The sequence below is a fragment of the Paraburkholderia sp. DHOC27 genome, from assembly GCF_003429005.1.
GTDB lineage: Bacteria > Pseudomonadota > Gammaproteobacteria > Burkholderiales > Burkholderiaceae > Paraburkholderia.
Genome location: NZ_QVQV01000006.1, coordinates 478,559 through 500,419 on the forward strand (window position 1 = coordinate 478,559; position 21,861 = coordinate 500,419).

General features: G+C 64.5%; 17 protein-coding genes. 7 read left to right on the forward strand and 10 right to left on the reverse strand.

Features of this window, described 5'->3' with window-relative positions; all coding sequences use genetic code 11:
* Nucleotides 1-21: 21 nt before the first annotated feature.
* The 3 genes from D0B32_RS20830 to cobU are packed head-to-tail and all read right to left on the reverse strand — an operon-like array spanning nucleotide 22 to nucleotide 2,700.
* Complete coding sequence (locus D0B32_RS20830; RefSeq protein ID WP_117336162.1) at nucleotides 22-1,146, reverse strand: threonine-phosphate decarboxylase; 1,125 nt, start codon at nucleotides 1,144-1,146, stop codon at nucleotides 22-24.
* A gap of 40 nt (nucleotides 1,147-1,186) precedes the next feature.
* Nucleotides 1,187-2,134, reverse strand: a complete 948-nt coding sequence (gene cbiB / locus D0B32_RS20835; protein WP_117336163.1) for an adenosylcobinamide-phosphate synthase CbiB — start codon at nucleotides 2,132-2,134, stop codon at nucleotides 1,187-1,189.
* Between the two features lie 17 nt (nucleotides 2,135-2,151).
* Complete coding sequence (gene cobU / locus D0B32_RS20840; protein WP_117336164.1) at nucleotides 2,152-2,700, reverse strand: bifunctional adenosylcobinamide kinase/adenosylcobinamide-phosphate guanylyltransferase; 549 nt, start codon at nucleotides 2,698-2,700, stop codon at nucleotides 2,152-2,154.
* A gap of 215 nt (nucleotides 2,701-2,915) precedes the next feature.
* Between cobU and D0B32_RS20845 the strand changes: the two genes are divergently transcribed.
* A complete protein-coding gene (locus D0B32_RS20845) occupies nucleotides 2,916-4,379 on the forward strand; it encodes a cobyric acid synthase (RefSeq protein ID WP_117336326.1) in 1,464 nt (487 codons plus the stop codon).
* Nucleotides 4,380-4,428: 49 nt separating this feature from the next.
* Here the strand turns inward: D0B32_RS20845 and D0B32_RS20850 are convergent, their stop codons facing one another.
* Complete coding sequence (locus tag D0B32_RS20850) at nucleotides 4,429-4,848, reverse strand: PaaI family thioesterase (protein ID WP_117336165.1); 420 nt, start codon at nucleotides 4,846-4,848, stop codon at nucleotides 4,429-4,431.
* A gap of 170 nt (nucleotides 4,849-5,018) precedes the next feature.
* Here D0B32_RS20850 and D0B32_RS20855 point away from each other — a divergent pair, with 170 nt between their 5' ends.
* Nucleotides 5,019-5,654 (forward strand): ParA family protein, encoded by a 636-nt coding sequence (locus D0B32_RS20855; protein WP_117336166.1) that lies wholly within the window; start codon nucleotides 5,019-5,021, stop codon nucleotides 5,652-5,654.
* A 75-nt stretch (nucleotides 5,655-5,729) separates the two neighbouring features.
* Here the strand turns inward: D0B32_RS20855 and panD are convergent, their stop codons facing one another.
* From panD to D0B32_RS20875, 4 genes are all read right to left on the reverse strand, one after another.
* Complete coding sequence (gene panD / locus D0B32_RS20860) at nucleotides 5,730-6,116, reverse strand: aspartate 1-decarboxylase (protein ID WP_117336167.1); 387 nt, start codon at nucleotides 6,114-6,116, stop codon at nucleotides 5,730-5,732.
* An 86-nt stretch (nucleotides 6,117-6,202) separates the two neighbouring features.
* Nucleotides 6,203-7,036, reverse strand: coding sequence for a pantoate--beta-alanine ligase (gene panC / locus D0B32_RS20865; RefSeq protein ID WP_117336168.1), 834 nt, complete (start codon nucleotides 7,034-7,036; stop codon nucleotides 6,203-6,205).
* Nucleotides 7,037-7,377: 341 nt separating this feature from the next.
* Nucleotides 7,378-8,250 carry a ScpA family protein gene (locus D0B32_RS20870; protein ID WP_117336169.1) on the reverse strand — a complete coding sequence of 291 codons (873 nt, stop codon included), beginning with the start codon at nucleotides 8,248-8,250 and terminating at the stop codon, nucleotides 7,378-7,380.
* 2 nt (nucleotides 8,251-8,252) lie between these two features.
* Nucleotides 8,253-8,438, reverse strand: coding sequence for a DUF3460 family protein (locus D0B32_RS20875; RefSeq protein ID WP_117336170.1), 186 nt, complete (start codon nucleotides 8,436-8,438; stop codon nucleotides 8,253-8,255).
* A 329-nt stretch (nucleotides 8,439-8,767) separates the two neighbouring features.
* On the opposite strand from D0B32_RS20875, the gene D0B32_RS20880 reads away from it, so the two are divergent.
* Nucleotides 8,768-10,723 (forward strand): autotransporter assembly complex family protein, encoded by a 1,956-nt coding sequence (locus D0B32_RS20880; protein ID WP_404935570.1) that lies wholly within the window; start codon nucleotides 8,768-8,770, stop codon nucleotides 10,721-10,723.
* Nucleotides 10,724-10,773: 50 nt separating this feature from the next.
* Nucleotides 10,774-15,516: a translocation/assembly module TamB domain-containing protein gene (locus D0B32_RS32980; RefSeq protein ID WP_259295079.1), complete on the forward strand. Its 4,743-nt coding sequence runs from the start codon at nucleotides 10,774-10,776 to the stop codon at nucleotides 15,514-15,516.
* A gap of 105 nt (nucleotides 15,517-15,621) precedes the next feature.
* Here D0B32_RS32980 and metG read toward each other — a convergent pair whose 3' ends face one another.
* On the reverse strand, nucleotides 15,622-17,763 hold the full coding sequence (gene metG / locus D0B32_RS20895) for a methionine--tRNA ligase (RefSeq protein ID WP_117336172.1): 2,142 nt from the start codon (nucleotides 17,761-17,763) through the stop codon (nucleotides 15,622-15,624).
* 455 nt (nucleotides 17,764-18,218) lie between these two features.
* Nucleotides 18,219-18,869, reverse strand: a complete 651-nt coding sequence (locus D0B32_RS20900) for an OmpA family protein (RefSeq protein WP_117336173.1) — start codon at nucleotides 18,867-18,869, stop codon at nucleotides 18,219-18,221.
* Between the two features lie 310 nt (nucleotides 18,870-19,179).
* On the opposite strand from D0B32_RS20900, the gene apbC reads away from it, so the two are divergent.
* The 3 genes from apbC to dcd all read left to right on the forward strand — a co-directional run bounded on the left by apbC (nucleotide 19,180) and on the right by dcd (nucleotide 21,814).
* The gene (apbC, locus tag D0B32_RS20905) at nucleotides 19,180-20,268 is read left to right on the forward strand and encodes an iron-sulfur cluster carrier protein ApbC (RefSeq protein ID WP_117336174.1); all 1,089 of its coding nucleotides are present in this window, start codon (nucleotides 19,180-19,182) and stop codon (nucleotides 20,266-20,268) included.
* A 120-nt stretch (nucleotides 20,269-20,388) separates the two neighbouring features.
* Nucleotides 20,389-20,922: a superoxide dismutase family protein gene (locus D0B32_RS20910; RefSeq protein ID WP_117336175.1), complete on the forward strand. Its 534-nt coding sequence runs from the start codon at nucleotides 20,389-20,391 to the stop codon at nucleotides 20,920-20,922.
* A gap of 322 nt (nucleotides 20,923-21,244) precedes the next feature.
* Entirely contained in the window at nucleotides 21,245-21,814 is a 570-nt protein-coding gene (dcd, locus tag D0B32_RS20915; protein ID WP_028200499.1) for a dCTP deaminase, read from the forward strand.
* Nucleotides 21,815-21,861 lie beyond the last annotated feature (47 nt).

Below are 21,861 nucleotides of genomic sequence, written 5' to 3' on the forward strand. Positions count from 1 at the left end.
AGGTGAAGCGTGCTGTGAAATTCAGGTGCGTGGGTCACGAGTGGTTTGCTCCGTGGTGCGATCGAGTGCCTGCACACTTTCGACGAGCGCTGCCTCGAGGCGTTGCCATTGCGCCTCGGTGCCCGGCAAACCGAAACGCACGCTGCCGTCTGCTGAAAAGAGGCGCGTCCAGATACCACGCAGCGCAAGTTGATGATGCAAGGCGGCTGCGCGTGCGTCGGCGGTCCACGCGAACAGCGGCGTGCCGCGCGATGCGAAACGTTGCGCCTGCAACAAGGCCGTGAGTCGCGCGCTGTCTTTGGCGAGTTGGGTGCGCATGTCGCGTTGCCATGCAAGATCGTCAAACGCGGCACTGACTGCATGACGCGCGGGGCCGCTGACCGTCCATGCCCCGAGCACGTCGTGCAGCGCGTCGAGCAGCGGCGTTGCGGCCAGCACGAAACCAGCGCGCGCACCGGCGAGACCGAAGAACTTGCCTGGCGAGCGTAGCACCACGAGACCCGCGCGTGAGGTGAATGCGGCGAGCGAAGATGTCGGTCCTGGTTGGGCACGTGCGTTGACAAGCGACGTGGCAACCGAGCTGACAAATCCTTCGCCAAATCCGTTGGCAAGCTCATCGTCATACGCGTCAACAAACGCTTCATCCACCACGAGGGTTCCGCCGCGCTCCACGAGTTGCGCGTGCCATTGCAGCAGTTTTGCCGCTGATAAACGATCCGCAGTCGGATTGTTGGGATTCGCAACGACGATGTGCGTGACGTCTTCGGGCAGTACGTCCCACGCGAGATCGAGCGGCACGATGCGATGACCCGCGCGTTCGAAGGCGGGCGCGTATTCGCTGTAGGTCAGCGCAGCAACGGCGACACTGGCGCGAGGCAGCAGCGCGGGCAATGCGCGGATCGCGGTCTGGCTGCCGGCGACCGGCAAGACATGCAGCGCATCTGGCGCGCCGTAATACCGCGCGGCGCACGCGGCGAAGTCATCATCCTCGTCGGGCAGACGGCGCCAGGCGTCAGCAGGAACGGGCGGCACCGGATAAGCGTGCGGATTGATGCCCGTCGACAGATCGAGCCATTGTCCATAGGGAATGCCGTAGCGTTGCGCCGCTTCGTGCAGATTGCCTCCGTGGACGATTCGAACGGTCATGCGTGCAGGTGCGTGAGTGAAAGTAAGGGTGGCGTGTCGATCAGCTTTGCAAGGGCACGCTCAGCAACGCGAGCACGATCAACACGGCGAGCCACAGAAACACCGTGCGTTGCACCAGTTGTAGCGCGGCCAGCACATGCCCGGCGCGCGCCGGCTCACCTGCACCGAGCATCGGACGCACTTCGAGTTCGCCGTGATAGACCGCGGGCCCGCCTAGCATCACGTTGAGACTGCCCGCGCCCGAGGCCATCACCGGCCCGGCGTTGGGACTGTCCCAGCGCGGCGCCTGCTCGCGCCAGCAGCGCCACGCCGTGCGGGTGTCGCCAAGCAGCGCATAGCTCGTCGCTGTCAGACGCGCGGGGATCCAGTTGAGCACGTCGTCGATGCGCGCCGCAGCCCAGCCGAAGCGCAGATAGCGCGGCGTGCGATAGCCCCACATGGCGTCGAGCGTGTTGGCGAGGCGAAACGCCAGCGCGCCTGGGCCACCCGCTATCGCAAACCAGAAGAGCGCGCCGAAGATCGCGTCGTTGCCGTTTTCGAGTGCGGATTCGACAGCTGCGCGTGACAGCGCGGCCTCGTCCGCATGCGTCGTTTCGCGCGACACGATGCGTGCCGTCAGCAAGCGCGCTTCCACCAGATTGCGTTGCGCAAGAGCACGCGCGATGGGCGCGATGTGATCGTCGAGGCTACGCGCGCCGAGGGCGAACCACAGCAGCGCGACGTGCAACGCACACGCCAGCACGAACGGCAACACGGCAACCAGCCATGCCGCGACCAGCACGGGCGGCAGTACGGCGAGTGCCCACGCGAGCAGCCCTAGCAGGCGGCCGCGTCGCCCGGTGTTTAACTGCGTTTCGAGTTGTTGCGCCAGTTTGCCGAATGCGACCAGTGGATGCGCGCTACGCGGTTCGCCGAGCCAGCGGTCGATCGCCACACCGGCGGTGGCGAGCGTCGCGATCAGGGGAAGCGTCAGCGTGGCTGTCGTCATAGGCGTCACGGGGGCGATTAGCGGTTCGCAGGCTTGAGCACGAGCGGCAGACCCGCAACCATCATCGTGACCTGCGGACACAATGCCGCGACCCGTTGATTGAGCCTGCCGAGTGTGTCGACGTAGAGGCGCGTCGCGGCGCCGAGCGGCACCACGCCGAGGCCGATTTCGTTGCTGACGACGATCACTTTGCCCGTCGCCGCGCCCAGCGCTGTTTCGAACGCAGCGAGGCGCGCGGGATAGTCGGCGTCGGGCGCGCTGCCGTCGGGCGGGCAGAGCAGATTGGCGAGCCACAGCGTCAGACAGTCGATCAGGACGCAATGCCCTGGCGCGTCGACGCTGGCGAGTGCACCGGCCAGATCCAGCGGTTCTTCACGGAGTTGCCAGTGAGCGGGGCGCCGTTCGCGATGATGCGCGATGCGCGCGGCGAACTCCGCGTCGTCCGCCATGCGCGCGGTGGCGATGTACGTGACGGACTGCGCGCTGTCGCTGGCGAGGCGCTCGGCATGCGCGCTCTTGCCGGAGCGCGCGCCGCCGAGCACGAAGGTGAGGTCGCGGGAAATCATCGCATGATTGTACCGGCACGCTGCGCGGCGGCGCGTTGGCACTGGTGTGTGCTACGAGTGGGCGGCGCAAGTGCACGGCGAAGGGCAAGGGCAAGGGCAAGGGCAAGGGCAAGGGCAAGCGATGGGATAATGCCGGCTTCCTGCTACTGGCCCAGCCACGCTCCGTGACCACTTCGAATCCGCCCGCGGCCGTGCGCGTGCCGCGCGGCGCGCTCATGATCCAGGGGACCACCTCCGATGCCGGCAAGAGCACGCTCGTCGCCGGTCTGTGCCGACTGGCCCGCCGCGCCGGCGTGCGGGTCGCGCCGTTCAAGCCGCAGAACATGGCGCTCAACAGCGCCGTGACGGTGGACGGTGGCGAGATCGGTCGCGCCCAGGCGCTGCAGGCGGTAGCGGCGGGCGTCGCGCCGCACACCGACTTCAACCCGGTGCTGCTCAAGCCGACCAGCGATCGCGGCGCCCAGGTGATCATCCACGGCAAGGCGCACTTCAATCTCGATGCGCGGGCCTATCACGACTACAAACCGCTGGCCTTCGAAGCCGTGCTGGCGTCCTACGCGCGGTTGCGTGCGGGCTATGACACCGTGTTCGTGGAAGGCGCGGGCAGCCCGGCGGAAATCAATCTGCGTGATCGTGACATCGCCAACATGGGCTTTGCGGAAGCGGTGGATTGCCCGGTCGTGCTGGTCGCCGATATTGATCGCGGCGGGGTGTTCGCGCATCTGACCGGCACGTTGGCGTGTCTGTCGACGAGCGAGCAGGCGCGCGTTGCGGGCTTCATCATCAACCGGTTTCGCGGCGATCTCAGCCTGCTCCAACCGGGGCTGGACTGGCTGGAAGCACAGACCGGCAAGCCGGTTCTCGGCGTGGTGCCGTATCTGCATGGCCTGACGCTCGATGCCGAAGACATGCTGCCGCCCCAGTTGCATGCGGCAACGGCGGCGGGCGTCGCGGAAGGCAGGACGTTGCGCGTGGTGGTGCCGGTTCTGCCGCACATCAGCAATCACACGGACTTCGACCCGTTGCGCTCGCATCCTCAAGTGGACTTTCACTACGTGCGCAGCGGCACGCCGCCGCCCGCTGCGGACCTGATCATCCTGCCCGGCTCGAAGAACGTGCAAGGGGATCTGGCGTTTCTGCGCGCGCAGGGCTGGGAGGGCGTGTTACAGCGTCATCTGCGCTATGGCGGCAAGGTGATGGGCATTTGTGGCGGAATGCAGATGCTGGGCCGCGAAGTTGCCGACCCGCATGGCGTGGAAGGGGTGCCGGGCAGCGTCGCCGGTTTCGGCTGGCTGGACTTCGCGACCACGCTGACGCGCGAGAAAACGCTGAAAAACGTCCGCGGTCGATTGGCGTGGGGAGACGCCGAAGTGGCGGGCTACGAGATTCACATGGGCGAAACGGCAGGCGCGGCACTCGCGACGCCTGCGCTCCAGCTCGCCACGGAAGCTGGCGAGCGCCCAGACGGCGCGCGCTCGGCCGATGGCCAGCTTCTCGCCACCTACGTTCACGGGCTGTTCGACACGCCCGCCGCCTGCGCAGCGCTGCTAGCCTGGGCGGGCCTGCGTGAGGCCGAGCCGGTCGACTATCCGGCGCTGCGTGAGGCGTCGCTCGACCGCCTCGCCGACACGCTCGCTGAACATCTGGACCTGCCGCGTCTGCTGGGCGCGATCCGCTGAGACAGCGCGCTCAACGGCATGCCCGCCGGCGCAGTAATCGCGCTCGCGATCAGTACAACACCATCTGCGTACACCGGAACAGCGCGATCGTCTTGCCGTCCGGTGCCGTGACGGTCGCATCCCACACCTGCGTGCTGCGCCCCAGATGGACACCCTTGGCGACGGCCCGGATCGTGCCTTCGGTGCAGGTGCCGAGAAAGTTGCTCTTCAGCTCGACGGTGGTGAAATTGCGCGCCGTCTCCGGCAAGTGGGCGAGGCAGGCATAGCCGCAGGCCGTGTCCGCTAGGCCGATCACGGTGGCCGCATGCAGGAAGCCGTTGGGCGCCAGCAACTCCGCGCGCACGGTCAGTTCGGCCGTCAGCGTGCCCTGTTCGAGCGCGATGATATGCACGCCCAGCAATTCGGGCAGCTTGCCTTGCTGCCGCTCGTGCAGGCGTTCGATGGAGTACTCAGTCCGCAGTGTGCTCATGATGTTTTTGGTGAAATTTTGTAAGTGCCAAACGTCAAATAGCCGTTCAGGGGCTTCGACCGAATTGAATTTGTCGATATTATCAACGGCTGGACCGAAGGGGTCGTCGTAACCTCCGACTGGACGAGGCAAACCGGCTGGCGGCGCCAGTCTTCTTCCCTGGAGTATTCATGACGGTAATCGTGGTGGCCAATCCGAAGGGCGGCGTGGGCAAGAGCACGCTGTCGACCAACCTGGCCGGGTATTTCGCGGCGGCGGGCGAGTGGGTCGCGCTCGCAGACCTGGACAAGCAGCAGTCGGCCCACGCGTGGCTCGATCTGCGGCCTGCCACGCTGGCGCCGATCGAAGCCTGGGAGTTGGATATGGAGTCGCCCGCGAAGCCGCCCAAGGGACTCGAACATGCCGTCATCGACACACCCGCCGGCCTGCACGGCAACCGGCTCGGCATTGCGCTGGATCTGGCGGACAAGGTGATCGTGCCGCTCCAGCCGTCCCTGTTCGATATTCTCGCCACCCAGGAATTCCTCGAACGGCTCGCCAAGGAGAAGGCGGTGCGCAAAGGCAGTATCGAAGTCGGCGTGGTGGGCATGCGGGTGGATTCGCGCACGCGCTCGGCTGAGCAACTGCACCGCTTCGTCGAAGGCCTGAAGCTGCCGGTGCTGGGCTTTCTGCGTGACACGCAAAATTACGTTCAGCTTGCAGCGCACGGGCTGACGCTGTGGGACGTGGCGAAGAGCCGGGTCGAGAAGGATCTGGAGCAGTGGCAACCCATTCTCGAATGGGTGGAGGCCAAGCCTAAGGCTTGAGCATCAGGCGTTTTCGAACGGCGTCTGATGGAACGCCGCAAGCTCCGACGAGAGCCCCTGAAGGCCCCGAATCCCTCAGGTCCAGCTTTGCGTCGGGACGTGGTCGCGGCTGCCCTTGATGCGGTTGTTCTCGTCCACGAACACCAGATCCGGCTTCCAGCCCGCCTTCAGTTCGGACTCGTCCACGTTGGCGAAGGCCGCGATGATGACGAGGTCGCCCAGTTGGGCGCGCCGCGCCGCCGAGCCGTTCAGCGAGATCATGCCGCTGCCGCGCTCGCCCTTGATGGCGTAGGTGGAGAAGCGCTCGCCGTTGTTGATGTTCCAGATGTCGATACGTTCGTTTTCGACGATATTCGCGGCTTCCAGCAGGTCCTCGTCGATCGCGCACGAGCCTTCGTAGTGCAGTTCGCAGTGCGTGACGGCGACGCGATGGATCTTCGACTTCAGCATATGACGTTGCATGACTTTCCTTGGGGCCCGTGGCGGCCCCTTCCCTGATTCCGGTTATTCCTGACCGCGACCGGGGCGCCGCAGCGGCGCCGGCGGCTTCAGATTTCGAGGTTATCGATCAGACGTGTGGCGCCCAGCTTGGCCGCGGCCAGCACGACGAGCGGCGTCTCGGTGTCCTGCGCCGTGGGCGGCAGCAGATCGACGCGCTTGCGGATCGCGATGTAGTCCGGTTGCCAGCCGCGCGCGCTGAGCGCTGTCATGGCCTCGCGTTCGATGGCGGCGAAATCGCGGTTGCCAGCCAGCACGGCGTCACGCACCCGGTTCAGCTCGGCGGCAAGGCGCGGCGCCTCGGCGCGCTCGGCGGCCTGCAGATAGCGGTTGCGCGAGCTGAGCGCGAGGCCGTCCGTGTCGCGCACGGTTTCGGCGGCGACGATCTCGGTGGGCAGCGCGAACTGATGACACATCTGACGCACGATCATCAGTTGCTGATAGTCCTTCTTGCCGAACACGGCCACGCGCGGCTGCACGCACGACATCAGTTTCATCACCACCGTGCAGACGCCCTGGAAAAAGCCGGGGCGGAATTCGCCTTCGAGGATGTCGCCCAGATCGTGCGGCGGGTGCACACGGTACTGCTGCGGCTCCGGGTAGAGATCGCGCTCGGTGGGCGCGAACAGCACGTAAACGTTTTCTTTTTGCAGCTTCTCAATGTCGGCTTCGAGCGTGCGCGGGTATTTGTCGAAGTCTTCGTTCGGCCCGAACTGCAGGCGGTTGACGAAAATGCTCGCTACCACCGGGTCGCCGTGCTGGCGCGCAAGGCGCATCAGCGACAGGTGGCCTTCGTGCAGGTTGCCCATGGTCGGGACGAACGCAGTGCGGTTCTGGCCGCGCAACTGGTCGCGCAATTCGTGAATCGAGCTGATGACTTTCATGATCGGACGGTTTCCCTCGCGCGGCGCGGGGCCTGATCGGCAGAAAACGACTGGATTTCATGCCGGGGCGCCCGTGCCGGTAAAGACAGGTTCGGAGCGCGGGATTGTAGTGGATTTGCGCAAGCGGTGTAACGGGGGCATCCCCGCTCGTTCCGCTGGGCGGAATTTCACGCGTTGATGCTGCACGCTGCTGTACCGGGGAGGGCATCGACGGCGAGGCGGTGAATTCGTGCTCATGCCGGCAAGCTTTGCCGGTTCGACTCGTGCGGGCTGGCGCCGTTCAGGCAGATAACTTAGAGAGGCCGTTCAGGGTGGCAACCCAGACCGGCAACCCAGACCACTCACGCAGGCAGATAAGCGAGCCGCACGTAAATCGGCGCGAAGGGCTCGGCCTGGGTAATCTCGATCAGCGATTCCCGCGACAATTCAAGCATGGCGATGAAGTTCACCACCACGACGGGGACGCCGCGCGTCACGTCGAAGAGTTCCGAGAACTCCATGAAGCGGCTGTTTTGCAGACGCCGCAGGATCACGCTCATATGCTCGCGCACCGACAGTTCCTCGCGCGAAATGCGGTGATGCTGCACGAGCTTGGCCCGTTTGATGACATCGGCCCAGGCAGAGCGCAGGTCTTCGCTGTTCACGTCAGGAAAGCGCGGCGTGATGCTCTGCTCGATGTAGACGTCGGCGCGCAAAAAATCGCGGCCGAGTTGCGGCAGGTGATCGATGCGCTGCGCCGCGAGCTTCATCTGCTCGTATTCGAGCAGGCGGCGCACGAGTTCGGCGCGCGGATCTTCGGCTTCCTCGCCGGTGTCGGCCTTCTTGACCGGCAGCAGCATGCGCGATTTGATCTCGATCAGCATCGCGGCCATCAACAGATACTCGGAGGCCAGCTCCAGATTGGTCTGCCGCAATTGCTCGACGTAACCCAGATATTGCGTGGTGACGTCCGCCATCGGGATGTCGAGCACGTTGAAGTTCTGCTTGCGGATCAGGTACAGCAACAGATCCAGCGGACCTTCGAACGTTTCGAGGAAGACTTCCAGCGCGTCCGGCGGGATGTACAGATCCGTTGGCAGCTTGAACAGCGGCTCGCCGTACAGGCGCGCGAACGCGATACCGTCGACGGTGTCAGGCGTCGAATCGGTAGTGGGCGCGGCGAGCGCGGCGTCGGGCTGCGCCTGTGCGGCGCGGGCCTCGTCTGCGGTGGTCACGCTTAGAAGTTCTGGTAGTACTGGTAGGGAGTCTGTTGCACGCGGGAGGCTTGCTGCTCGGCACGCTCTTCGAGGTCGATGGGCTGCTTGTCCCACAGGAGCGACCGGCCGCGGCGCTGTTCCGCCTCGAGGCTGGGCTTTTGTTGCTTCAACTGATTCAGGAACTGCGTGATGTCCGATTGATACATGGCTCAACGTCCGTGATAGAGAAGTGGCGGCAGCGCTGCCGCTAGCGTTGTCCATAATTTTACAGCAAGCGTCGACGGTAGACGAAAACTCGCGGAACTTTGCTGCGGTGGGTGCGTCCAGGGTGGCGGGCTCCCGGGTCGAGCCGGTTGACCCAACCCGGGGAACAGAAGGCGGGGGCAGACGCAAGACCGAGAGGTGCCGCGAAGCTGCGTACAACAATTGTGAGATCGTCTCGTTGCGGCTTCTATGTGGTCAAATAGCGAGCTTCAGGGCCGCCGCGGTGGCCGCAGTGGCAATCATTCATCAACAACGGCCGCGGAGGTCCTGTTTGGCGGGGTGTGCGATCGAAGTGGCGCAGAAACGGCGCGGCAAACAGGATGGACAGCGCGACGACAGCGCGCGTCTCTGTTCGTGCCGCTCGTGTTGTTCAAGTCGTTCATGCCGCTCCCGCGCGGGGTCCTGCTCAGCCTGCTCATCTCGTTCTCCTTGCCCGTGCCGCGCCGCCCGTCATGCACCGGCGGCCGCCGCACAGTTACGCGCCTGTCTCACGTTTGTCCTCGTCGCCTTTTGCGCATTTTTTGTTTTGGCGTTCAGCGCGGGTGAGGCGCGCGCGGCCTACAAGGTGGAGATCCAGAGCGAGCCGCGTTCGGTGCGCAAGCTGCTGGAAGAGCATCTGGATATTGCGCGCTTCGCCAAACGCGACGATATCAGCGACGACCAGTTTGGCTTTCTCGTTACCGCTACGCCGCAGCAGGTGCGCGACCTGACTTCGACGGCCGGTTATTTTTCACCCGTGGTGCGCACCGATGTCCGCACGGTGGACGGCAAGAAAGTCGTCACGGTGAGCGTCGATCCCGGGCCGCAGACCACGATTTCTTCCATTTCGCTGTCATTCAACGGTCCGGTGTTGACCGAAGATCCGGCGCAGGAAAATGCCACGCGCTTTGCCTTCTCGTTACATGAAGGCGATCCGTTCTCGCAGTCCGGCTGGGACGACGCGAAAAACGCGGCCCTCAAGGCACTGCAATCGCGCCGCTACGTGGCCGCGAAGATTTCGCAATCGCGCGCGCTGGTCGATCCGCGTACGCATGAGGCGAAGCTCTCGGTCACTTTCGAGAGCGGCCCGACCTTCACGATGGGCGCGCTGGAAATCACCGGCACCAAGCGCTATCCCGCGCAGATCGTCGAGAACGTCAATCCGATTTCGCTCGGCGCCATCTACGACGTTCAGCGGGTGGCCGAACTGCAGCGTCAGTTGCAGAACACGCCTTACTACGCGAGTGTTGCCATCGACGTGGGCGATGATCCCAACAAGCCGCTCGAAACCCCGGTGCGGGTGAAGGTCAGCGAATATCCCTACAACAGCATTCGCGGCGGCGTGGGCTATGCCACGGATACCGGCCCGCAGGTGCAGGGCAACTACTCGTATCTGAATACCTTCGGCAAGGCTTATCCGTTTACGGTGGGCGGCCGGATCGACCAGATCGAGCAGTTCGGGCAGATCCAGTTGTCCATGCCACCCGGGCCGCGCGCATGGACCAACAGCGTGCTGGCCTCCTACAGCACCACCAATGTGTCCGACACCCGCATCTACAGTTTCCGCGGTGGCGTGCAGACCACCCGTACCTCGCAGTACCTCGACTACGGCTATTCGCTGTTCTATTACGACGACCGGCTCGACCAGAATGCTGTCGGACCGATCACCGCCCATGCCATCGTGCCGGCCTGGTCATGGACGCGCCGCAATACCGACGATCCGCTGTTTCCTCGCTCCGGCAACCTGGTCCACGTGGAAGCGGGCTTTGCCATCAAGGGCATCGCCACGGATCAAACCTTTGGGCGCCTCTACGCCCGTGGTCAGCAGTACTTCCCGATCGGCAAGGCCGACCTCGTGCTGTTCCGCGCCGAACTGGGCGGCGTGTTCACCTCGGGCGGCACGACCGGCATTCCGGCCTCGCTGCTGTTCCGCGCGGGCGGTTCGAACTCGGTGCGCGGCTACAGCTATGAGAGCTTGGGGAACAGCGTCGATGGCTCGGTGTTGCCGACCAAATACCTGATCACCGCGACGAGCGAATACCAGCATTGGTTCACCCACGATTGGGGCGGCGCCGTGTTCTTCGACATCGGCACCGCCACTGACACATGGGGCGAGAAAGAGTTTTTCCCCGGCGTAGGGTTTGGTGCGCGCTGGCGTAGTCCGGTGGGGCCGGTGAATGTCGACCTCGCCTACGGGATTCGCAACAAGGACATTCGGCCTTACCTGACGCTGGGTATCGCCTTCTGATGGTCTTACTGCCTTGATCGCTTTTACATATTGATTCGCATGGCCCGAGTATGACGACGGATTCTTCCGCCACGCCTCCCCCGCAGCCGCCCGGCGATGCCACGCCGGGTGGCGCCGAGACGCCACCGCCGCCGCCACGCCGCAAGCATCGGCTGTGGATGGCGCTGGCGTGGGCGATGGGCGTGCCGGTGCTGCTCGTCGCCCTCGCAGCGGGCGCGTTGTACGGCGTGGTCGCGACCGAGCGCGGCACCGCCTATGCGTGGCAGACGGCGGTCAAGCTGCTGGGCGGCCGGCTCGCGGGTACGCTCGCAAGCGGCGCGCTGGCCAACGGCCTGCAGTTGCGCGACGTGGAGTGGCGCAGCCTCGACGGCAGCGGCACCGACATCAAGGTCGACCGGGTAGACGGGCGCTGGGCGGTGAGCGGACACCCGTGGCGCTTCGTGATCGACTATCTGTACGTCGGCACGGTCGACGCGCGCGTGGGCTCGTCGTCATCGAGCAGCAGCGGGCCGATGAGCTTGCCGAAAGAGTTGCGTCTGCCGATGCAGATCGACATTCGCGACGTGAAGGTAGACCGCTTGCTGCTGCGTCAGGGCGGCTCGACGGCGGAATATTCGCACTTCGTTTTCCACGGGCGCAGCGATGGCCAGCACCACGAAGCCGCCATCGACCAGCTCGATACGCCGTTTGGTTCGGTGACAGCGTCGGCGAAGCTGGATGGCGTGCGGCCGTTCCCGCTGACAGGCGATTTTGGCTACGAGGGCAAGGTCAACGCGGAACCGGTGCAGGCCAGCGGCCGACTGAGCGGCACGCTCGAAACGCTGATCGCCGAGGTCGACGCGAGCGGCATGAAGCTCGCCGGACACGCACGGGTCGAGGCGACGCCGTTCTCCGAGGTGCCCTTGCAGCGCGCGACGCTGACCTTCGATCACATCAACCCGCAAGCCTTCGCGCCGGGCGCGCCGCTCGCCGATCTGGCGGTGCGGGCTGAGTTGCAGCCAGTGACGGCGGGTGGGGCGAGTGGCGCGGGTGGCGCGGCGGCGGCGGGGGCTTCGGCGTCTGCGGCGAGTGGGGTTGCGGTCAACGCGGGTGTTTCCGCGTCTGCGGCGAGCGGGACGGTGGTCGCTGCGGGGGCGTCGACCTTTACGGCAAATGGGACGACGGTCGACGCAGGCGCTTCGAGAAGCACGGCGAGTCAGACCGAGGCAACTGCGAGTGCTGTGACCAGCGCGGCCAGTAGCGCGGCGGGGAAAGCAGATCAGGCCACGACGGCTACAGCCTCCGCGAAGTCGGCGGCTGGCTTTGTGGTTGCCGGACAGGTGTCGATCGTCAACGCAAAACCGGGTGCCATCGACGCGCACCTGCTGCCGTTGATCGAAGCGCATGCCGACGTTCGGCTCGACGCCCACGCCCAGAGCGTCTCGAATCTGAACCTGCGACTGATCAAGAACGCCACCGTCACCGGGGCGGGCAGTATCTCTGGCAAGCGCGGCCAACTCGATCTGCACGTGGCCGGGCTCGACCTGAATGCGCTCGAAGCGAGCGTGCGGCCGACCCAGCTCGCGGGCCCCATCGGCATTCGTCTCACCGACGACGTGCAGAGCATCACGCTCGATCTCGCCGACCCCAAGGCCGCTTTGCGGGCGCAGGGCAAGGTGACGTTCGATCCGGCGCGCATGAGCTTCAGCGATGTCAGGATTACCTCGGGGCGTGGCCGTATTGATCTGTCGGGCGCCATCAAGCACGACGCGAGTTCCACCTACAATCTGAAAGCACAACTGACCGATTTCGACCCGCTCAGTTTGACCGCGCAGACGCTGGCGCGCACGCCAGCGAAGGGCGCGAAGGGCGCGAAGTCTGCAAGAGGCAATGAGGTCGCGAGCGCGGCCAGTTCTGCGAACACCGGGCGCACGGCGAACGTCGCCGACACCTCGAATGCCGCGAAAACGACCGACGCTGCGAAAGCAGCCAAGGTCGCAGGTACGGCGAACGGTGCGAGTGCCGTGAGTGCCGTGAGTGCTTTGAACGCCACGAAGGGCATCAACGGTGCTAGCGCGGCAGACGCGACGAACGAGACAAGTACGGCGAGCACTACCAACGCGACGAACAACTCAAACGCCGCAGGCTCGGCAAGTGCCGCAAACCCGGCAAGTGGAACCAGCGCCGCAAACATCACGACCGCCTCAAACAGCGCAACCAGATCCACCGCCAAAGGCCGTCCTCGCCCTCCCGTCACACCAGCGAAACGCCCGGCGACCGCTAGCCCCGCCTCGCCCAACATTCAGGCGCGCGTCACCGCCACCATCACCGCGGCCGGGGTGCTGGGTCCGACGTTCACCACCAAGGCCGAGTTCAAGCTGGGCGACAGCGTCTACGACAACCTGCCCATGACCGGCAGCGGCGTCATCCAGCTAGCGGGCACGCGGATTCTGCCGAGCCACGTCAGCCTGCAAGTCGCGGGCAACCAGGTAGATTTGCAAGGCAGCTTTGGCGCGCCGGGCGACCGGCTGCGCTTTCACGCCGACGCGCCGCAACTCGACCGCCTCGGTTTCGGTCTGGCTGGCCAGGTCGGAGCGGACGGCGACGTGACAGGCTCGATTGCACACCCGAACGTCACGCTGAACTACAAGGCCGACAGCGTCGTGTTCGGCGCGACCCGGCTGGGTCACGCGGACGGCCACGCCGAGTTGCGCGACGGCGCCAACGGCGCGCTGGTGTTCACCACCGATGCCCGCGACCTGAGCACGAATGGCGTCGAGCTGTCGACGCTAAGCGCCCGTCTGAACGGCACGCGGGCCCACCACACGCTGCAGGCGCAGGCGGTCGGCACGCTGTATCAGCGGCCGCTCGACCTCGCGCTCGCCGCCAACGGCCGCCTCTCGGACACCCCCGCCGGCACGCGCTGGGACGGCACCGTCACGCAGTTGCAGAATCGCGGCACACCCGCGCTCAATCTCGAATCGCCGCTCACCATCAGCGCGGGCGCCAACCGGGTGACGCTGGGGGCGACGCGCCTCACGCTGGAAGGTGCGGTGCTCGATCTCAAGTCGTTTGCGCTGGATCACGGCAGCATCCAGTCCGCCGGCAGCTTGACCGACGTGTCGGTGACGCGTCTGATGGCCCTGCGACAGGAGTTCACTGGCGAACCGCCACCCGTGAAAACCGATCTGGTGTTCGACGGCGACTGGGATTTCTCGCTCGGCAAAACGGCCACCGGGCACATCCAGTTGAAGCGGCGCGGCGGAGACGTGACGGTGGAAATTGGCAATGGACTGGCGTCGATGGGCATCACGGCGCTGTCGGCGCGCGCCGACTTCAGTGGGGGCAACCGTCTGAACGCGACGGTCCACGCGCAGGCGAGCCGGATCGGCGTGATCGACGCCGACGCCCACACCACGCTCGCGATGAACGACGGCGTGCTCACCGTCAACGACGAGGCACCGGTGACGGGCAACATCAACGCCAGCATGCCTTCGCTCAAGACGACCGGCGGCCTGTTCGGGCCGGGCTACATGCTCGACGGTCATCTCGCGCTCAAGCTCGCGCTCGGCGGCACGGTGGCCAAACCGAACCTGTCGGGCTCGCTGCTGGGCGACGGCTTGTCGGTGACGGTGGTCGATCAGGGCATCCAGTTGAAGGATGGCGTGATCCGTATCGCGCTGTCGGAAAACCTGGTCGACTTCCAGCAGGTCGAGTTCCACGGCGCGGACGGCACGCTGCGCGCAACCGGGCAGGTGCGGCTCGACGGCGCCGAGCCCGATCTGACGGCGAGCATCGTGGCCGACAAGCTCGAGCTGTTCGCCTCGCCCGACCGCAAGCTGTCGCTCTCGGGCAGCGCGACAGTGGCCAACGGCGGTCATCTCGGCGCGATGAACATCAACGGCAAATTCACCGTGGATCACGCGCTCTTCGACATGCCCGAGCAGGCAGCGCCCGCGCTCGGCGACGACGTGGTGGTGATGCGTCCCAATGGCACCGTGCCCGGCGAAGAGAAGCCCGGCGTGATTGCCGGCAACAAGCCGGCCAGCCGCTTCTCGCCGCACGCGAGCATCGACATCGACCTGGGCAACGACTTCCGTTTCCGTGGCCAGGGGGCGGACCTCGGCCTGACGGGCACGATCACGGCGCTCAGCGCGCCTGACGCGCCGCTGCGCGCAGTGGGCAATGTGCGCATCACGCAGGGATCGACCTACACGGCGTTTGGCCGTAAGCTGAACATCGAGAATGGCTTCTTCACGTTCAACGGACCGGTCGCCAATCCGGGTATCAACATTCTCGCCATGCGGCGCAATCAGCAGGTCGAAGCGGGCGTGCAGGTCACCGGCACTGTGAATGCGCCGGTCGCCAAGCTCGTCTCGGAGCCGTCCGTGCCGGACAACGAAAAGCTGTCCTGGCTGCTGTTCGGTCACGGCACCGACCAGGGCAACAACCTCGGTCAGCAAAGCGCCATGACGACCGCGCTCGCGTTGCTCGGCAACACGCAGGGCAAGCGCATTGCGCAGACTTTCGGGCTCGACGAATTCTCGATCGGCACCAGCGACGTGGGGCTGACGGATCCCCAGGTGGTGATGGTGTCGAAGGCGATCAACCAGTGGCTGGTGCTGGGTTACGAGCAGGGCTTGCAGTCGGCGGACAACGCGATCAAGGCAACCATCAACCTCACGCGCTACTGGTCGGTGGTGGCGTATGGCGGAACCTTCCAAGGGATGAATCTGTTCTATACCCGGCGCTTCAACAAATGGCCGTGGTTTGGGAAATCAAAGGATCCGGCGACGGACCAGGCGGGCAGCTAGCCATGCAAAGCATGGTCTGAAACGAGCGCCCAACAAGCAAAAAGCACGTCGCAAGACGTGCTTTTTGTTTTGCTGCGAGCGCCGCTCCGAGGACGGCTAGCGAACTTACTTCACGCGCATGCCCGGCTTCGCGCCGCTGTCCGGCTCCAGCACGTAAATGCCCGGCTCGGCCTTCTCGTCGGCTGCCGAGGCCGCCAGTACCATCCCTTCGGAGAGGCCGAACTTCATCTTGCGCGGCGCGAGATTCGCCACCATCACCGTGAGCTTGCCGACCAGTTGCTCCGGTTGATAAGCCGACTTGATGCCGGAAAACACATTGCGGGTTTTCTCCTCGCCGACGTCGAGCGTCAGTTGCAGCAGCTTGTCCGACCCTTCGACAGCGCGGCAGTCGACGATCTTCGCGATCCGCAAGTCGATCCTGGCGAAATCGTCGATCGAGATGATGCCGGTTGCGTCATCGCTGCTATCGGCGGCGGCAGCGACTTTTGCCTTCGCTTTGGCCTTGGCGTCCGCGGTGACAGCGGGAGTCGTATTCGTCGCCTGCAACGAGTCGCGGTTGGCGGCGAGCAATGCTTCGATCTGCTTCGGATCGACACGGGTCATCAAATGCTTGTACGCGTTGATTGGACGCCCGGCACTCAACGGCACCGTCGCATCGGACCACTTGAGCGGCTCGATGGCGAGGAACGCTTCGACCGCTTCGGCCAGTTGCGGCAGCACCGGCTTCAAGGCGAGCGAGAGCAGACGGAACGCCTCGACGCTCACGCTACAGGTTTCATGCAACGCAACCGCGTTAGCCGGATCTTTTGCCTGATCCCACGGCTTGGCGGTGTCGACGTAAGCGTTCACCGCGTCGGCCAGCTCCATCGTCTGACGCAGCGCGCGGTTGTATTCGCGTGCCTCGTAGTTGGCCGCAATTTGCGGAATCGCCGCCCGCAGCGTGTCGAGCAGCGGGTGATGCATGGCGCTGTCCTGCACGCGGCCCTCGAAACGCTTGATCAGGAAACCTGCCGCACGGCTCGCGATGTTCACGTACTTGCCGACGAGGTCGCTGTTCACGCGCGCCTGGAAGTCGTCGAGGTTCAGGTCGAGGTCTTCCATCGTGCTGTTGAGCTTGGCCGCGAAGTAGTAACGCAGCCACTCCGGATTCAGGCCGGTGTCGATCACGCTTTTGGCGGTGATGAACGTGCCGCGCGACTTGGACATCTTCGCGCCGTCCACCGTGAGGAAGCCGTGCGCGAACACGTTGGTCGGCGTGCGATGACCCGAGAACTCGAGCATGGCCGGCCAGAACAGCGTGTGGAAGTACAGAATATCCTTGCCGATGAAGTGGTACTGCTCGGTCGTCGACCCCTTGCGCACGAAGGCGTCGAAGTCGATGCCGCGCTTTGCCGCGAGATTCTTGAAGCTCGCGTAGTAGCCGACCGGCGCGTCCAGCCAGACATAGAAGTACTTGCCCGGCGCGCCCGGAATCTCGAAGCCGAAGTACGGCGCGTCGCGCGAGATATCCCAGTCGGCCAGACGTGCCTCGCCGGCGTCGCCGAGCCACTCGCGCATCTTGTTGGTGGCTTCCGGCTGAGCGAGACCGCCCACCCAGTCACGCAGGAAGTTCTCGCAACGCGGATCCGACAGACGGAAGAAATAGTGCGTCGAGGTCTTGCGGATCGGCGTGGCGCCCGATACCACCGAATACGGGTTGATCAGATCGGTAGGCTGATAGGTCGAACCGCACACTTCGCAGCTATCGCCGTACTGGTCTTTGGCGCCGCACTTCGGGCATTCACCCTTGATGAAGCGGTCCGGCAGGAACATTTCCTTGACCGGGTCGTACGCCTGTTCGATATCGCGCGCCTCGATCAGGCCGGCGGCCTGCAAGGCGGTATAGACGGATTCGCTCAGCTCGCGATTCTCATCGGAGTCGGTTGAATAGTAGTTGTCGAAGGAGATGCCGAAGCTGTCGAAGTCGCGCTTATGTTCCTGCCAGACACGGTCGATCAGCTGCTTCGGCGTAATGCCTTCCTGTTCCGCGCGCAGCATGATCGGCGTGCCGTGTGTGTCATCAGCACCGACGTAATACACCTCGTGACCGTGCATTCGCAGCGTGCGGACCCAGATGTCCGTCTGGATATATTCGACCAGATGGCCAATATGGATTTGCCCATTCGCATACGGAAGGGCCGACGTGACGAGGATCTGGCGACGGCCGGACGGCGCGCCTGCGGAAAGACCGGTTGCGGGTGCTGACATAGGGTATCTGAGGGCTGGCGAAGAGACGAAACTTCGATTCTAGCAGGGGCGGCAACGCCGGGCGGGATGCCGCATGCGCGCTTTGTGATGTCTGGATGACACTTGGGGTGATGCCCAGCGGAGCGGGGACTCTACCGGTTGGTGCGCTGAACCGGCACCAAAAAAAACCGGGGCTATGGGCCCCGGAGCAACAACGACAAGAGGAGAATGGTGCCGCGGCGGCATAACCAGCCACGTACCGTAAAGATGGACAGCGGAATTTCGAGAGAGTTCGAAAAATTTTTCGAATCGTTCGCTGCGCGCTGTCGGGCGGTTGCCGAGCACTCAGCTGGTCGGTTACCCAGACGGTTACCACTCAGTTACCAGACGCACGCCGCATATTTTCCCGCCGCCAGGTCGAAGGGCACGCAGCCCTCCGACCCTCACTTCACACCATTGCTCCTGCCAGTTCGTGCTTAGCCAGCGTGTTGCGCGGTAGCGCGCAGGTAGATTTCCACGCGGCGGTTCGCAGCGCGGCCCGCTTCGGTGTTGTTGTCAGCCACCGGATTGTTCTGGCCCATGCCTTGTGCCGACAGGCGCTGCGGATTGATGCCGCGCTGGCCGAGGTAGCCCGTCACGCTTTGCGCGCGGTTGACCGACAAGGTCTGGTTGTACTGAGCCGAACCGGTGCTGTCCGTGTAACCCACCACCTGGGCGATCACTTCAGGATTCTGCTGGAGCGTTTGCGCCAACTGGTCGAGCACCGGCGCGAACGACGGCTTGATCGCGTAGCTGTTCGTGTCGAACGTGACCGAACTCGGGATGTTCAGCTTGAGCGAGCCGTCCGGCTGCTCGGTGATCTGCGTGCCGGTGCCCTGGGTGGCGCCCGACAGCTTGTTGTGGATGTTCTGCCAGTTGTAGCCGGTGATGCCGCCTACCGCTGCGCCCACGCCCGCGCCGATGGCCGCACCCTTGCCGCCACCGAAGATCGCGCCGAGCGCTGCACCCGTGCCCGCACCGACGCCGGTGCCAACCGCGGTGTTCGTACCTTGCTGGGTTGCGCAGCCTGCCAGCAGGGAGCCAGCGACAGCGAAAACGGCCAGGCGAGTCATGACTTTTGCATTCATTGTGAATCCTCTCTTGTTTATTGAGCGGGGTCGACTTGCGTGATGCGCACTTCAACCGACTCCGCGGAACCTTCTTTACGAACCGATCTGTCTGCTCTGACAGTGAAACAGGGTCTTCACGCAGCGCACGACACCAACCACTACAATGATGGCTGAAACATGCCGCGTGACGCACCTTACGGTTTGCTGCTGCGGAAGGGTGCACGGCAGTGCGAATTTCTGCAATGCCGCATAACAATTTTTTTCAATTTCCGGCGAGCGGCCGACATTTCGATTCTGCCGCGCCGCAAGTGTTCCCCACGGAGTGTCAATGAGCATTGATCGGGCATTGGTCGACGCCGCCCTCGCGAACGTCGTCGACCCCAACACGGGCCGCCCGTTCGCGGCCGCGAAGAGCCTCAAGAACATCGTCGTCGATGGTGCCACGGTTAGCGTCGAAGTGGTACTCGGCTATCCGGCCAAACGGCAGTTTGAAGCGATTGGGCAACAGGTGGGCGACGCGCTGCGCGCCGTGCCGGGCGTCGCCGAGGCGCGCGTGCAGGTGTCGCAGCAGATTGCGGCGCACACCGTGCAACGCGGCGTGAGACTGTTGCCGAACGTGAAGAACATCATCGCGGTGGCATCGGGCAAGGGCGGTGTGGGCAAGAGCACCACGGCCGTGAATCTGGCGCTCGCGCTGGCGAGCGAAGGCGCGTCGGTGGGCGTGCTGGATGCCGACATCTACGGGCCGTCGCTGCCGATGATGCTCGGCATCGAAGGTCGTCCGGAGTCACCGGACGGTCAGTCGATGAATCCGATGCAGGGCCACGGCATGCAGGCCAACTCGATCGGCTTCCTGATCGAGCAGGACAACCCAATGGTCTGGCGCGGTCCGATGGCCACTTCCGCGCTCGAGCAACTGCTGCGGCAGACCAACTGGCAAGATCTTGACTACCTGATCGTCGACATGCCGCCGGGCACCGGTGACATTCAGTTGACGCTTTCGCAGCGCGTGCCGGTGACGGGCGCGGTGATCGTCACGACGCCGCAGGACATCGCGCTGCTCGACGCGAAGAAGGGGCTCAAGATGTTCGAGAAGGTCGGCATTCCGATTCTCGGCATCGTCGAAAACATGAGCATGCATATCTGCTCGAACTGCGGCCACGAAGAGCATATCTTCGGCGCGGGCGGCGGCGAGCGGATGGCCAAGGAATATGGCGTCGAGGTGCTGGGCAGCCTGCCGCTCGACATCGCCATCCGCGTGCAGGCCGACTCCGGCCAGCCCACGGTGGTCGCCGATCCCGACGGGCGGATTGCGGAGATTTACCGCACCATTGCCCGCAGGGTTGCGATCCATATTGCCGAGCGTGCTCGCGACATGACCTCGAAGTTTCCGAATATCGTTGTCCAGAACACCTGAACAACGCTTCGGAAGGCGGGCGGAAGGGGTTGGACGGGCCTCCGCTCGCGGTATCATGTCGACTTCATCAGGTTCGGCTCGGAGGTCGCAGGGGCGGCCGGCGGTCGACAAGAGGATCGCATGGGAAAAACAATCGACGGACAGGCGGTGCATGCGTTCATCGTCCTGGCTGCCAGCAGTCTGCTGTTATGCGGCTGCACTGCATTCCTGAGACCACAGGAGAAACGCGCCGAGGTACAGCTGTTGCCGGCGGTCGGAAGCCAGGCGCGCGGCCTCGTGACTTTCATCGAGCGTTCGGATGGCGTGCAGGTCACTTACAACATTGCCGGCTTGCCGCCCGATAGCGATCACGCACTGCAGGTGCACGAGCGCGGCGACTGCAATTCCACGGATGGTTCGAGCGCGGGTGCCGTGTTCGCGCCGGCTGCCGAACATCTGAAGGCCGGCGCGCGCGTCGAAGGCGATCTCGGCAACATCCACGCGGATTCGAATGGCGTTGCCACCGGCTTCATCGTCGCGCCGGACGTCTCGCTCGACGGCATCCGCTCCGTATTGCAGCGCTCGGTGCTGCTGCATCGTGATGCCTCCGACCCGTATGCATGGCCGCAGCACGGCGCCGGTGCTCCGCTCGCCTGCGGTGTGATTCATCAGTGACGTCTGCGAAGCTGGCGGCGCGCCTGTCTGCCGGCGGGCGCCAGCGCCACTGCGAGACACCGCAGCGCCCGGATGTTCTGCTGCGCTGCAGCAGCGTCCAAGGTCACCACTTGAGTTTCGATCCAGCGTAGTCGCCACGCCGCTCATACCCGGCAGAAACCAGCCCCCTGCCGCCGGTGGCAATCCCGTTTACAGCAATTGCGGCAGCTTCGCGCTGATCGCGTAAAATAAGCGCCTTTCGTCCGGCAGCACGCGGCTCCGCGGCCCCTGGCCGGGCGTCAACCCGAATTCACCGCCTTTACCCGGCAAGCAGCGTTTAACTATGACCATCAAATCCGACAAGTGGATCCGCCGTATGGCCGAGTCGCACAACATGATCGAGCCGTTTGCGCCCGATCAGGTGCGGGTCTCCGAGGACGGCCGGAAGATCGTCAGCTACGGCACGTCGAGCTACGGCTACGACATTCGCTGCGCCGACGAATTCAAGATCTTCACGAACATCAATTCGACCATCGTCGATCCGAAGAACTTCGATGAGAAATCGTTTGTCGATTTCAAGGGCGACGTCTGCATCATTCCGCCGAACTCGTTCGCGCTGGCGCGCACCGTGGAGTATTTCCGCATTCCGCGCAGCGTGCTGACGGTGTGCCTGGGCAAATCGACCTACGCGCGCTGCGGCATCATCGTCAACGTCACGCCGTTCGAACCCGAGTGGGAAGGGCACGTGACGCTGGAATTCTCAAATACGACACCTTTGCCTGCCAAAATCTATGCGAACGAAGGCGTCGCCCAGGTGCTGTTTTTCGAAAGCGACGAAATCTGTGAAACGTCGTACGCGGATCGCGGCGGCAAATATCAAGGTCAGCACGGCGTGACGTTGCCCAAAACGTGACGCTCGCAGCGCACTGACCCACCCGGCAATACAGGTGACCGCTGCTC